This is a genomic window from Candidatus Pelagibacter sp. HIMB1505 (assembly GCF_052047915.1).
GTDB classification, from domain to species: Bacteria; Pseudomonadota; Alphaproteobacteria; order Pelagibacterales; family Pelagibacteraceae; genus Pelagibacter; species Pelagibacter communis_A.
The window spans coordinates 357,585-374,469 of record NZ_JBNAIR010000001.1; the positions used below are offsets into that span (position 1 = coordinate 357,585).

18 protein-coding genes are annotated in these 16,885 nt (G+C 30.2%); 8 read left to right on the top strand and 10 right to left on the bottom strand.

Annotated features, from left to right (window positions below):
- Position 1: 1 nt before the first annotated feature.
- The 8 genes from odhB (at position 2) to atpC (ending at position 9,579) form a co-directional block, all read left to right on the top strand.
- Complete coding sequence (odhB, locus tag ACTTAU_RS01880) at positions 2-1,303, top strand: 2-oxoglutarate dehydrogenase complex dihydrolipoyllysine-residue succinyltransferase (RefSeq protein WP_438306066.1); 1,302 nt, start codon at positions 2-4, stop codon at positions 1,301-1,303.
- Positions 1,304-2,704, top strand: a complete 1,401-nt coding sequence (lpdA, locus tag ACTTAU_RS01885) for a dihydrolipoyl dehydrogenase (protein ID WP_438306063.1) — start codon at positions 1,304-1,306, stop codon at positions 2,702-2,704.
- Positions 2,705-2,725: 21 nt separating this feature from the next.
- Positions 2,726-4,681: a replication restart helicase PriA gene (priA, locus tag ACTTAU_RS01890; protein WP_438306060.1), complete on the top strand. Its 1,956-nt coding sequence runs from the start codon at positions 2,726-2,728 to the stop codon at positions 4,679-4,681.
- Positions 4,682-4,790: 109 nt separating this feature from the next.
- Entirely contained in the window at positions 4,791-5,348 is a 558-nt protein-coding gene (atpH, locus tag ACTTAU_RS01895) for an ATP synthase F1 subunit delta (RefSeq protein ID WP_438306057.1), read from the top strand.
- 1 nt (position 5,349) lies between these two features.
- Positions 5,350-6,882, top strand: coding sequence for a F0F1 ATP synthase subunit alpha (atpA, locus tag ACTTAU_RS01900; RefSeq protein WP_085115037.1), 1,533 nt, complete (start codon positions 5,350-5,352; stop codon positions 6,880-6,882).
- 8 nt (positions 6,883-6,890) lie between these two features.
- On the top strand, positions 6,891-7,766 hold the full coding sequence (locus ACTTAU_RS01905) for a F0F1 ATP synthase subunit gamma (protein ID WP_085115038.1): 876 nt from the start codon (positions 6,891-6,893) through the stop codon (positions 7,764-7,766).
- Positions 7,767-7,768: 2 nt separating this feature from the next.
- The gene (atpD, locus tag ACTTAU_RS01910) at positions 7,769-9,187 is read left to right on the top strand and encodes a F0F1 ATP synthase subunit beta (RefSeq protein WP_085115039.1); all 1,419 of its coding nucleotides are present in this window, start codon (positions 7,769-7,771) and stop codon (positions 9,185-9,187) included.
- Positions 9,187-9,579, top strand: a complete 393-nt coding sequence (gene atpC / locus ACTTAU_RS01915) for an ATP synthase F1 subunit epsilon (RefSeq protein ID WP_085115040.1) — start codon at positions 9,187-9,189, stop codon at positions 9,577-9,579. The genes atpD and atpC overlap by 1 nt, the downstream gene beginning before the upstream one ends.
- Here atpC and ACTTAU_RS01920 read toward each other — a convergent pair.
- The 10 genes from ACTTAU_RS01920 to gloB form a co-directional block, all read right to left on the bottom strand.
- A complete protein-coding gene (locus ACTTAU_RS01920) occupies positions 9,562-10,047 on the bottom strand; it encodes an RNA pyrophosphohydrolase (RefSeq protein ID WP_085115041.1) in 486 nt (161 codons plus the stop codon). The genes atpC and ACTTAU_RS01920 overlap by 18 nt on opposite strands.
- A gap of 1 nt (position 10,048) precedes the next feature.
- Complete coding sequence (locus ACTTAU_RS01925) at positions 10,049-11,185, bottom strand: S41 family peptidase (protein WP_438306052.1); 1,137 nt, start codon at positions 11,183-11,185, stop codon at positions 10,049-10,051.
- Entirely contained in the window at positions 11,182-11,532 is a 351-nt protein-coding gene (rsfS, locus tag ACTTAU_RS01930; RefSeq protein ID WP_085115043.1) for a ribosome silencing factor, read from the bottom strand. Before rsfS ends, ACTTAU_RS01925 begins: the two co-directional genes overlap by 4 nt.
- Positions 11,533-11,549: 17 nt before the next feature.
- A complete protein-coding gene (nadD, locus tag ACTTAU_RS01935) occupies positions 11,550-12,092 on the bottom strand; it encodes a nicotinate (nicotinamide) nucleotide adenylyltransferase (protein WP_438306050.1) in 543 nt (180 codons plus the stop codon).
- Positions 12,073-13,323 carry a glutamate-5-semialdehyde dehydrogenase gene (locus tag ACTTAU_RS01940; protein ID WP_438306048.1) on the bottom strand — a complete coding sequence of 417 codons (1,251 nt, stop codon included), beginning with the start codon at positions 13,321-13,323 and terminating at the stop codon, positions 12,073-12,075. The genes nadD and ACTTAU_RS01940 overlap by 20 nt, the downstream gene beginning before the upstream one ends.
- Positions 13,323-14,429 (bottom strand): glutamate 5-kinase, encoded by a 1,107-nt coding sequence (gene proB / locus ACTTAU_RS01945; protein WP_438306046.1) that lies wholly within the window; start codon positions 14,427-14,429, stop codon positions 13,323-13,325. The genes ACTTAU_RS01940 and proB overlap by 1 nt, the downstream gene beginning before the upstream one ends.
- The gene (cgtA, locus tag ACTTAU_RS01950; protein WP_438306045.1) at positions 14,419-15,402 is read right to left on the bottom strand and encodes an Obg family GTPase CgtA; all 984 of its coding nucleotides are present in this window, start codon (positions 15,400-15,402) and stop codon (positions 14,419-14,421) included. Before cgtA ends, proB begins: the two co-directional genes overlap by 11 nt.
- Before the next feature lie 27 nt (positions 15,403-15,429).
- Entirely contained in the window at positions 15,430-15,684 is a 255-nt protein-coding gene (gene rpmA / locus ACTTAU_RS01955) for a 50S ribosomal protein L27 (protein WP_085115048.1), read from the bottom strand.
- Between the two features lie 11 nt (positions 15,685-15,695).
- A complete protein-coding gene (rplU, locus tag ACTTAU_RS01960) occupies positions 15,696-16,097 on the bottom strand; it encodes a 50S ribosomal protein L21 (RefSeq protein ID WP_438306043.1) in 402 nt (133 codons plus the stop codon).
- Between the two features lie 66 nt (positions 16,098-16,163).
- Positions 16,164-16,883, bottom strand: a complete 720-nt coding sequence (gloB, locus tag ACTTAU_RS01965) for a hydroxyacylglutathione hydrolase (RefSeq protein ID WP_438306041.1) — start codon at positions 16,881-16,883, stop codon at positions 16,164-16,166.
- Between the last annotated feature and the right edge of the window lie 2 nt (positions 16,884-16,885).

The window sequence follows — 16,885 nt, forward strand, 5'->3', positions numbered from 1 at the left end:
AATGAGTGAAAAAATTGTAGTTCCTGTCTTAGGTGAAAGTATTACAGAAGCAACAGTCTCGAAATGGTTAAAAAATGAAGGTGAAACAGTTGAAGCTGATGAACCAATTGTTGAATTAGAGACTGATAAGGTAAATTTAGAAGTTCCATCACCAATTAGTGGTGTCTTGTCAGAAATAAATTCTAAAGATGGGACAGTTGTTGAAGTTGGAGCATTGCTTGGATCTGTATCTGAAAATGGATCTGGAACAGTGAAAAAAGAAGTAATTAAAAAAATAGAACCAACAGCAACACCAGAAAATAATGTTGTGAATTTAGAAGTTCCAAAAAAAGAACCAAAGATTTTTGAGGAAAAAAAAGATCAAGAGAGTCCTGATGAAGCACCATTAATTTTAACAAAAGAAGTAAAAGAAAAAGAAGAAGTAAAACTTGAATCTGAGTCAGAAAATCAAACTTTATCTCCAGCAGTAAGAAAAATTGTTGCTGAAAAGAAAATCGACATTAATTCAGTTAAAGGCACTGGTAAAGATGGAAGAATATTAAAAGGCGATTTAATTAGTCTTATGGGAGCACAACCACAACCCTCTGAAAGAAAAGCTCAATACGGTCCTGAGGAAAAAATTAGGATGACTAGATTGAGACAAACAATTGCTAAAAGATTAAAACAAGCTCAAGAAAATGCAGCCTTGTTAACAACTTTTAATGAAGTTGACATGTCAAGCATTATGGAAATGAGAAAAGAAAACCAAGAGGATTTTCAAAGTAGATATGGAATAAAATTAGGCTTTATGTCTTTCTTTGTAAAAGCTTGCATAGTTGCACTAAAATCTTTTCCAGCTGTAAATGCGGAAATTGATGGAGAGGACATAATTTATAAAAATTACTATAATATTAGTTTTGCAGTCGGTACAGAAAAAGGTTTGGTTGTCCCAGTATTAAAAAATGCTGATGAACTATCATTTGCAGACATTGAAAAAAATATTAAAGAAATCTCAGAGAAAGCTAGAGATGGAAAATTAACAATCGAGGATCTTCAGGGCGGAACTTTTACAATCAGTAATGGTGGTGTTTATGGATCGATGTTATCGACACCAATTTTAAATCTTCCTCAATCTGGAGTTCTTGGGATGCATAATATTGTTGAAAGACCAGTGGTGGTTGATGGAGAAATTAAGATAAGACCAATTATGTATTTAGCTTTATCCTATGATCATAGAATTATAGATGGAAAAGAGTCTGTTTCATTTTTAAAAATGATTAAGGAAAATCTAGAAGACCCAAGAAGATTATTTTTAGATATTTAAATGTCAGAAAAATTTCAAGCAGTTGTAATTGGTGGTGGTCCGGGTGGCTACGTTTGTGCGATTAGATTGGCTCAATTAGGATTAAAAACTGCATGTATAGAGTCAAGAGGTTCATTAGGTGGTACTTGCCTGAATGTTGGATGTATACCCTCAAAGAGTTTATTAAACTTATCTGAAGAATTCCATAAAGTTAAAAATCTATCAAATAAAGGAATAGAAGTTGGTGAAGTAAAGCTAAATCTTAATAAAATGATGAAAAGTAAGGATAAAGCAGTAACTGTTTTGACAAAGGGAGTTGAGTTTTTATTAAAGAAAAACAAAGTTACATATTTCAAAGGTCATGGAAGCTTTAAATCAAAGAATGAAATCAATATAAAAGATGCAGATAACAAAGAGACAGTAATTGGTGCAGATAACATTATAATTGCTACAGGATCAGTACCTGTATCACTCCCAGGAATAGATTTTGACGAGAAAACAATTTTATCTTCTACCGGAGCTTTAAAAATAGAGCAGGTGCCAAAAAAAATGGTTGTAGTAGGCGGAGGATACATTGGATTAGAAATGGGATCAGTTTGGTCAAGATTAGGAGCTGAAGTTCATGTAGTAGAATTCTTAGAACACATCACGCCTGGCATGGATAGAGAGATTTCCCAAGAATTTATGAAAATTTTAAAAAAACAGGGAATAAAATTTCATATGCAGCATAAAGTTGAAGAGATTAAAAAAAATAGTGAGGGAGCAATTGTTTCAACTAGCGATAAAGATGGAAATAAAAAAGATTTTGATTGTGATGTAGTTTTAATTTCAGTTGGAAGAAAACCTAATACGGAAGGATTAAACATTGAAGCAGCTGGAGTTGAACTTGATGAAAAACATAGAGTTAAGACAGACAAAAATTTTAAGACTAATCAAAATAATATTTATGCTATTGGAGACGTAATCACTGGTCCTATGCTTGCACATAAAGCTGAGGATGAAGGAATAGCAGTTGCTGAAAATATTGCAGGTCAATCAGGCCATGTTAATTATGATACTATTCCTGGTGTTGTTTATACAACCCCAGAAGTTGCTTCAATTGGAAAAACAGAGGAACAGTTAAAAGAAAAAAATGTTGATTATAAAATTGGAAAATTTTCATTTATGGCAAACTCCAGAGCAAAAGCAATTGATGATGCAGAAGGATTTGTTAAAATTCTAGCTGATTCCAAAACAGATAAAGTTTTAGGTGCCCATTTAATTGGACCTCACGCAGGAGAATTAATAGCTGAAATTGGAGTAGCTATGGAATTTGGAGCAAGTTCTGAAGATATTGCAAGAACATGTCATGCACATCCTACATTTTCTGAAGCAGTTAAAGAAGCAGCTCTCTCAGTTGATAAAAGGGCAATACACTCTTAAAAAAATTTCATATTATCTAATATGAAATATCCGATTCTTTTACCTAATATATTTGATCATCCTTTTACTTATGAAAGTGATATTAAATTAAAGATAGGTGATTTTGTAATTGTACCGTTTGGAAAATCAAAAATTACTGGTGTGGTTTGGGATGAATTTGAAAAAAATGATAAAAAAACTTTTAAAATAAAAAAAGTTTTAAAAAAACTAGAAATATTAGCTTTAAAAAAAGATACAATTAATTTTTTAAATTGGTTTTCAAAATACAATCTAATTCCAAAAGGTATGGCGTTAAAGTTATCATTGTTAAGTAGTAACGCCGTAGAGAAACTATCTGATGAAAAATATAATGAATATTCTGCAAATATAAAAAATAATTCTTTTGAATTATCAAAAGATCAAAAAAGATCCTTAAAATTAATGACTAAATTTTCTGATAAATTTAGAGTTCATGTTTTGCAAGGCACAACAGGCTCAGGAAAAACTATTGTATATTTTGAAGCTTTAAAAGACTTTATAAATAGAGGTTTTCAAGGTTTAATTTTATTACCTGAAATTGGTTTAACTGGACAATTTGAACAAAAATTCTATGAATTTTTTGGGTTTAAACCTGCTGTATGGCATTCAGGAATTTCGAAGAAAAAAAAAGAAATCATATGGAGCGGTGTTAATGAGGGTAAGATCAATGTTATCATTGGAGCGAGATCATCGCTATTTTTACCTTTTAAGAAATTAGGCTTAATCATTGTTGATGAAGAACACGATCAATCTTACAAACAAGATGAAGGAGTTATTTACAATGCAAGAGACATGGCAATCGCTAGAGCATCATTTGAGAATATTCCTATAAATTTAATTACGGCTGTACCTTCAATTGAAACTTATGAAAATATTAAGAAAGGTAAATATTCAGTATCAAAACTTAATCAAAGGTATCAAGATGCTGCGTTACCTAATTATGAAATAATAAATTTGAATAACACCAAACTCGAAAAACAAACGTGGTTGTCAAAAGAAACTATAGAGAAAGCAAATGAACATTTAAAAAAAAATGATCAAGTTTTATTCTTTTTGAATAGGAGAGGTTTTTCACCACATGTGTTGTGTAAAAAATGTTTCAGTACTTACAACTGTCCAAATTGTTCAATTAATCTAGTTTACCATAAAAAAAAAGAAACTCTGCTTTGTCATTATTGTGGTTTTAAATCATCTTTGAATAGAGATTGCTCAAAAGAGGGAAAATGTGATTTTATTTTTAGTGGTCCAGGAGTTGAGAGAATATCAGAAGAAGTTAAAAAAAATTTTCCTAATAAGAAAGTAGAAATTTTTTCAAGTGACACAATGAATAAAAAAAACTCTTTTGATACATTAAATAAGATTATAAATAATGAGATTGAAATTCTGGTAGGAACACAACTCATATCCAAAGGTTTTCATTTTCCAAATTTAAACTGTATTATTGTAGTTGATATTGATTTAACAACACAAGGTCACGATTTAAGAGCAGCTGAAAAAAGTTTGCAACTATATCATCAGTTATCCGGTAGAGCCGGTAGGACTGGTAAACCAGCAACTGTATATTTTCAAACTTATAGTAAAAACACAAAAATGATCAGTGAAATTACTAATAGTAATCCAGATATATTTCTAGATAGAGAATTAGAAATTAGAAAAAAAAACAAATTACCTCCTTATGAAAGATTTATTTCGTTAATACTTACGGGAGAGAATGAGCAGAAATTAGAAAAGGATGCTTTTTATTTCAAAACTTTCTTGGAAGATAAAATTAATGCTAGAGTTCTCGGTCCTGTTAGTGCTCCAATTTTTAGACTTAAAAGGAAATTTAGGATCAGGCTGCTGATCCGAGGCTCTAAATCTTTGAAATTGCAAAGTTCTGTAAGTGAATTAATTGCAAAGTATAAATTTTCGAATGGAATAAAACTGACGGTTGATGTTGACCCTATAAACTTCAATTAAATAGCAAAAAAAAGCCTTTTTGCACCATTGTGTTACTTGAAGAGGTAAACTCTATGTGCTAATTAAAGCCAGTTTTTAAAGAACAATCAACACTAACTAAGAGATAAAATTGAGTAAAAACAAAGGATTTTCAAATACTTCTGCACAAAGATATTCTCTAGCTTTGTATGAGCTTTCTAATGAAGCTAACTCTATAGTTGATATTGAAAAACATTCTTTAGCAATTTTAAATTTAATTGAAAAAAATAAAGATTTTAATAACTTGATTAAAGATCCAACTGAAAATCAAGAAAATTTAATTTCTGTAATAAATAAAATTTCTGAAACCTTTAAAGTTAATGGTTTATTAAAAAATTTTATGACATTTTTAATAAAAAAAAGAAGATTTTTTTACTTAGAAAAAATTTTAAAAAGTTTTATTGAAATCTGCTCAGAAAAAAGAGGTGAGATTAAAGCTGAGATTCAATCCGCGAAAGAATTATCTAATGAAGAAATAAGTAAAATAACTGAAGAACTCTCGCAAAACTTCAGCTCTAAAATGAAATTAAACTACAAACATGACAAAAGTTTAATTGGAGGATTAATCGTCAAAATAGGTAGCACTATGGTTGATACTTCCATTAAAAATAAATTACAACAAATCGAAAATAGAATGATAGAGGCATAATATGGAAATAAATCCTTCAGAAGTAACAAAAATACTAAAAGAACAAATTAAAAATTTTGGAGATAAAGCAGAAATTTCTGAAGTTGGACAAGTATTATCAGTTGGAGATGGTATCGCTAGGATCTATGGATTAGATAATGTTCAAGCTGGAGAAATGGTTGAATTTGCTGATGGCTCTAAAGGTATGGCTTTAAACCTTGAAAGTGAAAATGTAGGTGTTGTAATTTTTGGTGACGATAGAAATGTTAAAGAAGGAGACGTAGTTAAAAGAACCGGAAATATTGTTGATACACCAGTTGGAAAAGAATTGCTTGGAAGAGTAGTTGATGGATTAGGTAACCCTATTGATGGAAAGGGTGCATTCGATAAAGGAATTAAAAAAAGTAGGGTAGAAGTAAAAGCTCCTGGAATAATTCCAAGACAATCAGTCAGTGAACCAATGCAGACAGGTTTAAAATCAATCGATAGTCTTGTACCAATTGGAAGAGGTCAAAGGGAATTGATTATTGGTGATAGACAAACAGGTAAAACTGCAGTTGCTATTGATGCAATAATTAACCAAAAAAAAATTAATGAGTCTGGTGATGAAAAACAAAAACTTTATTGTATTTATGTTGCCGTAGGTCAAAAAAGATCAACGGTAAGACAAATACAAAAAACTTTAGAAGAAGCTGGGGCTATGGAATATACAACTATAGTTGCTGCAACAGCATCTGACTCAGCTCCACTTCAATTTTTAGCTCCTTATACAGGATGTGCTATGGGAGAATTTTTCAGAGATAATGGCATGCATGCTTTAATAATTTATGATGATTTATCCAAGCAGGCTGTTGCATATAGACAGATGTCACTATTATTAAGAAGACCTCCAGGAAGGGAAGCATACCCAGGAGATGTATTTTATCTTCATAGTAGACTATTAGAAAGAGCAGCTAAATTGAGTGACGAACATGGTGGTGGTTCTCTTACTGCTTTACCTATCATTGAAACTCAAGGTGGAGACGTTTCTGCCTTCATACCCACAAACGTAATCTCTATTACGGATGGTCAAATTTTCTTAGAAACAGAGTTATTTAACCAAGGAATTAGACCGGCGATTAACGTGGGTTTATCGGTTTCAAGGGTTGGTTCAGCAGCACAAACAAAAGCTATGAAAAAGGTTTCTGGTTCAATGAAACTTGAATTAGCTCAATATAGAGAAATGGCAGCATTTGCTCAATTCGGATCAGATTTAGATGCTTCAACACAACAGCTTTTAAATCGAGGTTCAAAATTAACTGAACTTTTAAAACAAAAACAATATTCACCAATGACTGTTGCTGAGCAAGTAATTTCAGTTTTCTGTGGTGTAAAAGGATATCTTGATGATGTTGAATTAAAAGACATTGCAGATTTTGAGCACAAGATCATTGAGAAATGTAAATCTGATAAACCAGAGATTATTAATTCTATTTTAAGTTCAGGTAAACTTGAAGAGGATACTGAAAAAGAATTAGTAGAATTGATTAATCAATTAAAACAAAGCTTAAAATAAAAAAATAAATGGCAAGTTTAGACGATCTAAAAAAAAGAATAGCTAGTGTAAAATCTACACAGAAAATTACAAAAGCTATGAAAATGGTTGCTGCAGCAAAACTAAAGAGAGCTCAGGAAAGTGCAGAGAAAGGTCGTCCTTATTCTGAAAAAATGAATAATGTAATTTTAAATTTGTCAGGTGGTATTTCTGACAAAGAGAATGCTCCTAAGCTTTTATCTGGCACAGGAAATGACAAGGTTCATTTGTGTGTAGTTATGACATCAGATAGAGGATTGTGTGGAGGTTTTAATGCAAATATTATTAAAAAAGCTAAAGCTTATTTTTCAAAAATTTCTCAAGAAGGAAAAGAGTTAAAGATAATTACAGTTGGTTCTAAAGGAAACGATCAATTAAAAAGAGTGTATGGTGATAAAATAATTGAAAATATTTCATTTAAAACTTCAAAAAACACAAATTACTTTGATGCAGAAAAAGTTGGTAAATTAATCATTGAAAAATTTGAAAAAGAAGAATTTGATATTTGTACAATTTTTTACAATCAGTTTAAAAATGTAATAACCCAGATACCTCAAGCACAACAAATTATTCCTTTAAACACAGAAAATGATGAAAACAAAGACACAGAGGAAAGTTATGAATTTGAACCAGATGAAGATGAGATTTTAAATAATTTATTGCCAAAAAATATTTCAACACAAATATTTAAAGCAATGTTAGAAAATTCAGCTAGCGAACAAGGTGCAAGAATGAGTGCAATGGACAATGCTACCCGAAACGCAGGTGAAATGGTTGACAAGCTTACAATAGAGTATAATAGAAGCCGTCAAGCAGCAATTACTAAAGAACTAATAGAAATTATATCAGGAGCAGAGAGTTTATAATTATGAGCAAAGGAATAATCACACAAGTTATTGGAGCAGTAGTAGACGTTAAATTTGAGGGAGCTTTACCAGAAATTTTAACAGCTTTAGAATGTAAAAATGGAGATAACAGACTAGTTTTAGAGGTTGCCCAGCATTTAGGAGAATCTACCGTTAGAACCATTGCAATGGATGCTACTGAAGGATTGAAAAGAGGTGACGAGGTCACAAATACAAATGCTCCAATTCAAGTTCCAGTAGGTCCTGAAACACTAGGAAGAATTATAAATGTAATTGGTGAACCGATTGATGAAAGAGGTGATGTAAAAACAAAAGAAACTTGGCCAATTCACAGAGCTGCTCCAGAATTTAATGATCAATCTACTGAGACAGAAATTTTAGTTACTGGTATTAAAGTAATTGACCTATTAGCTCCATATGCAAAAGGTGGAAAAATTGGTCTGTTCGGTGGTGCAGGTGTAGGAAAAACCGTATTGATTATGGAATTAATTAACAACGTTGCAAAAGCACATGGTGGTTTTTCTGTTTTTGCTGGTGTTGGAGAGAGAACAAGAGAAGGAAATGATCTTTATCATGAAATGATAGACTCTGGGGTTATTAAAAAAGATGGCCCAGGTTCTAAAGCGGCCTTAGTTTATGGACAAATGAATGAACCTCCAGGAGCAAGGGCTAGAGTAGCACTTACTGGATTAACAGTTGCAGAATATTTTAGAGATCAAGAAGGTCAGGACGTACTATTCTTTGTGGATAATATCTTTAGATTTACACAAGCTGGTTCAGAGGTTTCTGCATTACTTGGAAGAATTCCATCAGCTGTTGGATATCAACCAACTCTAGCGACTGATATGGGTAATTTGCAAGAAAGAATTACTACAACGAATAAAGGATCAATTACATCAGTTCAGGCGATTTATGTTCCTGCCGATGACTTAACAGACCCTGCGCCTGCAACATCATTTGCACACCTTGATGCAACAACAGTTTTATCAAGACAAATTGCAGAAATTGGTATTTATCCAGCTGTAGACCCATTAGACTCTACTTCAAGAATTCTAGATCCTAGAATTGTTGGTGATGAGCACTACAGAGTAGCAAGAGAAGTACAAAAAGTGCTGCAAACTTATAAATCTTTACAAGATATTATTGCAATTCTTGGTATGGATGAATTATCAGAAGAAGATAAATTAGTTGTAGCAAGAGCAAGAAAAATCCAAAGATTTTTATCTCAACCATTCTTTGTAGCTGAGGTCTTTACAGGATCACCAGGTAAATTAGTTGATTTAGAATCAACAATTAAGGGGTTTGCTGCGATATGTGCAGGTGAATACGATCATTTACCTGAAGCAGCTTTTTATATGGTTGGTACTATTGAGGAAGCTGTAGAAAAAGCTGAAAAAATGGCTAAAGACGCTGCTGCTTAATGAGTGAAGAATTTAAAGTAGAAATAGTTAATCCAGAAAAATCTTTTTTTTCAAAAGAGGATGTAACAGAAGTTATTGTTCCAGCTTTTGAAGGTGAGATGGGAATTCTAAAAGACCATATTTCAATTATATCTTTTTTAAAACCTGGTATTATTACAATCTATTCAAAGTCTGGTGAAGAAAAATTCTTTGTTGAGGATGGGATAGTTGAATTTAAAAATAATAATCTATCAGTTTTAACTAGCTCTATTTTTAGTTTGAAAGATATTGATAAAAATAAAATTCAGGATTTAATAAAAGTTACTGAGCAAGAAGCTAATAAATCAGAGATAAGTGATCAAGCAAAATTCTTAGCAGACCAAAAAATTGATGTGCTAAGATCTATTAATTAATATTTTTTCAACTTTTTCTTGGACTTCTTTGTAGACATGAAGTTTAAAATCTACAACTAATTGAGTAATTTCTTTTAAATCGACCCATTTCCAATCCAAAAATTCAGGTTTTTTGGTTTGAATATTTATTTCACTGTCATTGCCGATATGTCTCATTAAAAACCATTTTTGAATTTGACCTTTATATTTTCCCTTCCAAATAATTCCCAATAAGCGGTCAGGAAGATTATAAGTTATAAAACCATCTAGTTCACTTATAAGCTCTACATTTTTTATACTAGTTTCTTCCTCTAATTCTCGATAAGCAGCAGTTAAATAATCCTCTCCATCATCAACGCCACCTTGAGGCATTTGCCAAAAATTTTTTGGATTATCAATTCTTTTTGCGACAAAAACTTTATCATCTTTATTAAGCACAACTATTCCAACACCACTTCTTAGTGGTAAATCTTTAAATTTTTCCTGCATTTTATCCTTTTAAAAGTTTAATAGCGTAGTTTAATTGATTGTCAGTTTCGGTTTTAATTCTAAATTCTTCACCTTCTTCATTAACTTCAATATCAGGACTTACACCCACTTCAGAAATAGATTTTCCAGATGGCAAATAATATTTGGCTACTGTTAGCCTAATAGCTCCTTTGTTTTTTAAAGGAATAATTGATTGAACAGAACCTTTTCCAAAACTGTTTTCACCTAAAATAATTGCTCTTTTGTGGTCCTTTAACGCTCCAGCAACTATCTCTGAAGCAGATGCTGAACCATAATTAATCAAAACTAATAATGTTTTTCCTTTTGTTAAATCACCTTTTTTTGCAAACCATTTTCTATTTTCAGAAGGTTGCCTACTTTTTGTTGATACAATTTCACCATTATCTAAAAAGAAATCCGAGATTTTAATTGCTTGAGATAATAATCCTCCAGGATTATTTCTTAAATCTAATATGTAAGCACTGATATCCTGATCTTTCTCTAATTCTTCAATTTTATCTTCTATTTGTTTACTACTATTTTCATTGAATGATGTAAGTCTAATGTAGCCAATATCTTTTTCAAGTAGATCAGTTTTTACAGATTGTATTTTTATAATTTCTCTAGTTATATTAAACGTTAAAGCCTTTTTTTCCCCTCTTCGTCTTACGGTTAATTCAATATTAGATCCAACAGGTCCTCGCATTAAATCTACAGCTTCACTTAGAGTTTTACCTTGTACTTGAGTGTCTTCAATTTTTACAATGTAATCTCCAGCTTTAATACCAGCTCTTGATGCAGGGGTGTCATCTATAGGAGAAATCACTTTTACAACACCAGCTTCCATACTTACTTCAATTCCAAGACCTCCAAATTCACCACTAGTCTCAGTTTGCATCTCATTAAATACTTCAGGAGGCATATAAGCCGAGTATGGGTCTAGTGACTGAAGCAAACCATTAATTGCAGAATCCATGCTGTCTGATTGATTTATTTCATCAACATATTCTTCATTAATTTTTTCAAGCACTTCACCAAATAAATCAATTTTTTTGTAAATATCATTTTCATTCGCAGAGGCGAAGTTTGGTAAAAAAAAACTATTTAAAAAAAAAATTGAAATTAGAAGATATTTCATATCATCACTTTTTCTTTTGGTATCAATTCTGACCAAATTTTTTCAAGTTCATAAAACTTTCTTTTTTCTGGGTGAAAAATATGGACTATTAGATCAATACCATCAACTAATTTCCATTCATTACTTTCTTTACCCTCAATTTTAGAATTTTTTAAACCATTATCTTTAAATTTTTCTAAAACTTGTTCTGATAAAGATTGAATATGTCTTGAAGAGGTTCCACTTGCAATAATCATATAATCAGCCATTGAACTTTTGTCTTTTAGGTCAATGCTTACAATGTCATGAGCTTTATTAATATCAAGGGTTTTAATAATAATATCTTTGAGATCTGAATTTTTATCCATTAATTAATTTGAGACTATCAAATTTTTCTTAATTGAGAAGATGAAATGTTGACTTTATCAAATTCAACAAATGTAACAGATTTATTAGATAAATTTTTATAAGTTTTAGAATTTAGAGAACTTTTTTTATAACCATGTCGATCAAAAACTATAAGTTTTGATTTTTTAAGAATATTTCTCCATTTGTGCCATTTATGAAAATTGATAAGATTATCAGCACCTATTAAAAAAAAAATTTCATATTTTCCAGTTTTATAAAAATAATCAATTAAGTCTGAAGTTTTATTTGATTTAATTATATCTTCAAAATATTTAATCTTTATAAACTTACTTTTACTAATTATTTTTTTACAAAAACTTATTCTTTTCTTAAGGTCATTTGAGGCTTTTTTCTTAAAAGGGTTTTGATTTGTTATTGCCCAAACGACAGACTTTAATTTAAATTTTTTTTTTGCCTCTTTTGAGATTGCTAAATGGCCTTTGTGTGCAGGATCAAATGAACCACCTAAAATTCCTATTTTGTTATTATTTATTTTCAATTTATTTTCTAATTCTTCCATTACTAGTGACTTGGTACTTGTAAGAGACTAACTGATCTAATCCTACTGGCCCCCTTGGTGGAAGTGTACTTGTGGATATTCCAACTTCACCACCAAACCCAAATTCTCCACCATCTGCAAATTGTGTAGATGTATTGTGCATCGATATAGAACTTTTTACCTGTTTTAAGAATTTTTTAGCTGATTTATTATTTTTTGTAACAATGGCATCGGTATGCATTGTGCCATATTTATTTATATGATTGATCGCTTCGTCAATATTTTTTACAGATTTTACAGATACAGTAGGTCCTAAGTATTCTGTTGACCAATCGCTTTCTTTAGCAATTTTAATTTTACCATTATAGAATTTATTAATATTTTTATCTCCAATTATTTTACAACCATTTTTTTCTAGATTAGATAAAATTGGATCACAAAATTTTTTGAGAATTTTTTGATGAATTAAGATTGTTTCTGTAGCACCACAGATAGCTGTATTTCTTAATTTTGCATTTAAAGTAATTTTTTTTGACATTGTTAAATCAGCTTGATCATCAATATATGTATGACATATGCCCTCTAAATGACCAATTACGGGTATCCTCGATAATTCTTGAACTTTTTTTACTAAACCTCTACCACCTCTTGGAATAACAACATCAATATAATTGATCATCTTAGTTAATAAAAAATCAACAGTTTTTCGATTTTTAGATTCTATGAACTGAACATAATTGCTATTAATTTTATTTTTTTGGAGTGCTTTTTTAAATAAATTGGTTAGTATTTTATTTGAGAAATATGCTTCAGATCCACCTTTTAAAATAACTGGATTACCTGATTTGAAACAGAGGGCAGCAACGTCAGAAGTTACATTAGGTCTACTTTCATAAATTACAGAAATTACCCCAATTGGAACGGTTTTTTTTTCAATTTTTAGGCCATTAGGTCTTTTCCATTTCTTTAAAGTTTGATCTACAGGGTCTTTAAAACTAATTATTGTTTTTATAGAATTTGTAATTTGTAAAAGTTTTTTATTGTCTAATAAAAGTCTTTTTACAAGATTATCCTTTAACTTGTTTTTATTAGCATTTTTTAAATCTTTTTTATTTTCTAAAATTATTTTTGAATGATTGTCTTTAATCAAAAAAATGTAATCTTTTAAAACTTGATTTTTTTTAAATGAGCTTACATTTTCAATTAAAGCTTTTTTTGCATTTTTTCCAAGACTAAATAAATAATTTCTCATTAAACTTCTACCATATCATCTTTATGAACTACTTCTGATTTTGTAATGTAACCTAAAATTTTTTCAATTTCTCTGGAATGGCATCCTAAAATTTTCTTTATTTCATCTGATGAAAAAGAACATAATCCTCTTGCACATTCTTTATTAGATTTATCTAGTATTCTTATATGATCTCCTTTTTTAAAATTTCCATTTACTTTTTTTATACCAGCAGCCAATAAACTCTTACTATCTTTTAAGGCTTTTTTTGCACCATCATCAATGATTAATTCACCTTTTGGAGATACAGAGCTAATAATCCATTTCTTCCTAGCATCTAATTTTGAAACTTTTGATTTAAATATTGTGTATTCATTTTTTTGTATAATTCTTTTTATTGGGTTTAAATATAAACCATTTGAAATGATCATATCACATCCAGATAGTTGACATATTTTAGCAGCTTCAATTTTTGTATTCATACCACCACTTCCAAACTCATTCATTCCTTTGAAATTTATGTCTTTTAAGTCTTTATTAAAGTTTTCAACTCTTTTAATTAATTTAGCGTCTTTAAATAGCTTTGGATTTTTTGAATACAAACCACTTACATCAGATAATAAAATTAATGTATCTGCATTGGTTATTTGAGCCACACGAGATGCAAGTCTATCATTATCTCCATACTTAATCTCAGAAGTTGCAATAGTATCGTTTTCATTAACTATTGGAATGAAATCTAAACCAAATAAGTTTTCAAAGGTTCTTTTAGCATTGAGAGACCTTCTTCTTTCCTCAGTATCTTCAAGTGTTAGCAAAATTTGGGAAATATTTAATTTATATTTTGAAAAAGTATCAGAGAATAAATTCATTAGCTCGATTTGACCAATAGAGGCTATAGCTTGACTTTTATCTAATTTTAAATTTTTCTTAATGAAGTTCATTTTAATGCAACCGAGAGCTATAGCGCCAGAACTTACGATGATAACTTTTTTATTTTTATCTCTTAAATCTTTTATATCTTTTGCAAAACTTGAAAGCCATTTTCTCTTAATCTTTTTATTTTCATCTACTAGTAGAGAAGAACCTATTTTTATTACAATAATTTTGGAATTTTTAAGAGACATACGAAATTAATTTTGCCTTGATCATAGAAACTGATTTTTTATCTAATGTAGAAAGTAATAAAATTTCACCATTAATTTTTTTTGAAAAATCAGCAACAATTTCTTTCACAAATTCCTCATCTACTAAATCAATTTTATTTAAAACAATTAGTTCTTTTTTCTTAATAAGCTCTGGACTGTATCTAGAGAGCTCATTTTTAACCTGCTTGTAGGCTTTTTCAATATCATCACCCGTAATATCGATTAAATGTAAAATTGTTTTACATCTTTCGATATGTTTTAAAAATTGAACACCTAATCCTACTCCTTGATGTGCTCCTTCTATTAAACCTGGGATATCTGCAATTGTAACTTCTTTATCATCATATGTTGCCACACCTAGATTTGGGTTCAAAGTTGTAAATTGATAATTCGCAATTTTTGGAGTTGCATTTGTAACTGCAGCTAACAAACTAGATTTCCCTGCATTTGGTAGTCCAATAATTCCTATATCTGCAATTGTTTTTAATTGAAGCCAAATTGTAAATTCTTCACCAACAGTTCCTTTGGTAAATTTTTTTGGTGCCCTATTTGTAGAACTTTTAAATCTTGTGTTGCCTAAACCGCCTTTACCACCAGCTGCAGCAACAAATTCTTCACCTGGTTTTGTAAAATCAAAAATTAAAGTTTTATTATCTTCTTCGAAAACTTGAGTGCCAAGAGGAACTTTTAAAATTAAATCTTCACCACTTTTTCCAGTTCGATTCTGGCCCATTCCATTTTCACCTCTTTCAGCTTTATGATGTTGCTGATACCTGTAATCAATTAGTGTGTTTAAATTTTGCTCAGATTTTAAAATTACAGAACCACCCTTACCACCATCTCCACCATCTGGTCCTCCATATTCTATAAATTTTTCTCTTCTAAAACTTGGTGATCCATCTCCACCATTGCCAGCTTTAACGTATATTTTTACTTGATCTAGGAATTTCATAATACAACATCAATTTTAGTTGTACTATTAATTGGGTTTTACTGAAACGAAAGTTCTATCTGCTTTAGATTTTTTGAAAACTACTTTCCCTTTAATAACTGAAAAAATTGAATGATCTTTACCCATTCCAACATTCTCGCCAGGGAAAATTTTTGTTCCTCTTTGTCGGACTATTATATTTCCAGGTATAACAGTTTCACCACCGTATTTTTTTACACCAAGTCTTCTACCGGCACTATCTCGTCCGTTTCTCGATGATCCACCTGCTTTTTTTGTTGCCATAATTTACCTAATTATTTTTTTTCTTCTTTAACAGCTGTTTCTGCTTTTTTTTCAGTTACAACTTTCTTTTCAGCTTCAGATAGTACTTTACCATCTTTTGAAAAAATTTTGTTTATTCTTATCATAGAATATTCTTGTCTATGACCATTTTTTCTTCTTGAGTTATGTCTTCTTCTTTTTTTAAAAATTAAAACTGTTCTATTTTTTCCATTTTTAACTAATTCAGCTTCAACTTTTGCTCCTGTAACCGTTGGTGCACCAACCTCAATCACTTTATCATCTCCGTAAGCGAGTATTTCTTTAAATTCGATTTTTGTTTCAGGTTTAGAATCTGGCAATTTTTCTATTTTTAGAATTTCTCCAGATTTGACTTTATACTGTTTACCACCTGTTTGTATAACTGCGTATGACATAGTATTTATTGTTAAATTTTGTTAGCGCAATATAGACCGAGCCTCTTATTAGTCAAGCTCAATAAGCTAAAAATTATCCTTTAAATCTCTTAGTTTTGAGAAACTTTTAACATCATTGGCTCTTAAAAATATATTACAATCAAGCTCATCTTTTATAGTGCTTGGCAAAGTTGGATTACCTTGGCTTAGGTTTTTTTTAATTTCTAAAATTTTATTTATTAACATTTTATTCTGAGGATCATATTGCAAACAAAACTTTGAGTTTTGAAGAGTATATTCATGACCACAATATATTTTGGTATCCAAAGGGAACTTCTTGAATAGACTAAGCGACTTAAACATCTGAGAGTATGTTCCTTCAAAAATTTTTCCACAACCTAGCGAAAATAAAGTGTCACCAGTAAATAATATTTTTTCATTAAAAAAGTGATAACAAATATGCCCCGTTGTATGACCGGGTATGTGAAAAATTTTTGTTTCAAAATTATCTTTTTTCCAAACTTCTTGATCTTTTAACAAAATGTCAATTTCAGGAATTCTATCTTTATCATTCTCAAAGCCTAAAATTTTTGAATTATAAAACTTTTTTATTTCTTTATTTCCACCAACATGATCATAATGGTGATGAGTATTTAAAATATATTTTATTTTAATTTTATTCTCTTCACAAAAATTAATTACAGGATCTGCCTCACTGGGATCAACTACACATGCTTCATTAGTTTTTTGATCAATAATTAAATAACTATAATTATCTTGTAGACATCTTACAATTTCAATCTTCATAG

What these genes read in the sequence shown, in the direction of transcription:
- rplU (WP_438306043.1), bottom strand. Translation starts at nt 16,097, where the DNA reads ATGTCATACGCAGTTATACAAACAGGTGGTAAACAGTATAAAGTCAAA.
- proB (WP_438306046.1), bottom strand. Translation starts at nt 14,429, where the DNA reads ATGTCTCTTAAAAATTCCAAAATTATTGTAATAAAAATAGGTTCTTCT.
- rsfS (WP_085115043.1), bottom strand. Translation starts at nt 11,532, where the DNA reads ATGGATAAAAATTCAGATCTCAAAGATATTATTATTAAAACCCTTGAT.
- gloB (WP_438306041.1), bottom strand. Translation starts at nt 16,883, where the DNA reads ATGAAGATTGAAATTGTAAGATGTCTACAAGATAATTATAGTTATTTA.
- atpA (WP_085115037.1), top strand. Translation starts at nt 5,350, where the DNA reads ATGGAAATAAATCCTTCAGAAGTAACAAAAATACTAAAAGAACAAATT.
- ACTTAU_RS01905 (WP_085115038.1), top strand. Translation starts at nt 6,891, where the DNA reads ATGGCAAGTTTAGACGATCTAAAAAAAAGAATAGCTAGTGTAAAATCT.
- ACTTAU_RS01940 (WP_438306048.1), bottom strand. Translation starts at nt 13,323, where the DNA reads ATGAGAAATTATTTATTTAGTCTTGGAAAAAATGCAAAAAAAGCTTTA.
- lpdA (WP_438306063.1), top strand. Translation starts at nt 1,304, where the DNA reads ATGTCAGAAAAATTTCAAGCAGTTGTAATTGGTGGTGGTCCGGGTGGC.
- cgtA (WP_438306045.1), bottom strand. Translation starts at nt 15,402, where the DNA reads ATGAAATTCCTAGATCAAGTAAAAATATACGTTAAAGCTGGCAATGGT.
- priA (WP_438306060.1), top strand. Translation starts at nt 2,726, where the DNA reads ATGAAATATCCGATTCTTTTACCTAATATATTTGATCATCCTTTTACT.
- nadD (WP_438306050.1), bottom strand. Translation starts at nt 12,092, where the DNA reads ATGGAAGAATTAGAAAATAAATTGAAAATAAATAATAACAAAATAGGA.
- ACTTAU_RS01925 (WP_438306052.1), bottom strand. Translation starts at nt 11,185, where the DNA reads ATGAAATATCTTCTAATTTCAATTTTTTTTTTAAATAGTTTTTTTTTA.
- ACTTAU_RS01920 (WP_085115041.1), bottom strand. Translation starts at nt 10,047, where the DNA reads ATGCAGGAAAAATTTAAAGATTTACCACTAAGAAGTGGTGTTGGAATA.
- atpC (WP_085115040.1), top strand. Translation starts at nt 9,187, where the DNA reads ATGAGTGAAGAATTTAAAGTAGAAATAGTTAATCCAGAAAAATCTTTT.
- rpmA (WP_085115048.1), bottom strand. Translation starts at nt 15,684, where the DNA reads ATGGCAACAAAAAAAGCAGGTGGATCATCGAGAAACGGACGAGATAGT.
- atpD (WP_085115039.1), top strand. Translation starts at nt 7,769, where the DNA reads ATGAGCAAAGGAATAATCACACAAGTTATTGGAGCAGTAGTAGACGTT.
- odhB (WP_438306066.1), top strand. Translation starts at nt 2, where the DNA reads ATGAGTGAAAAAATTGTAGTTCCTGTCTTAGGTGAAAGTATTACAGAA.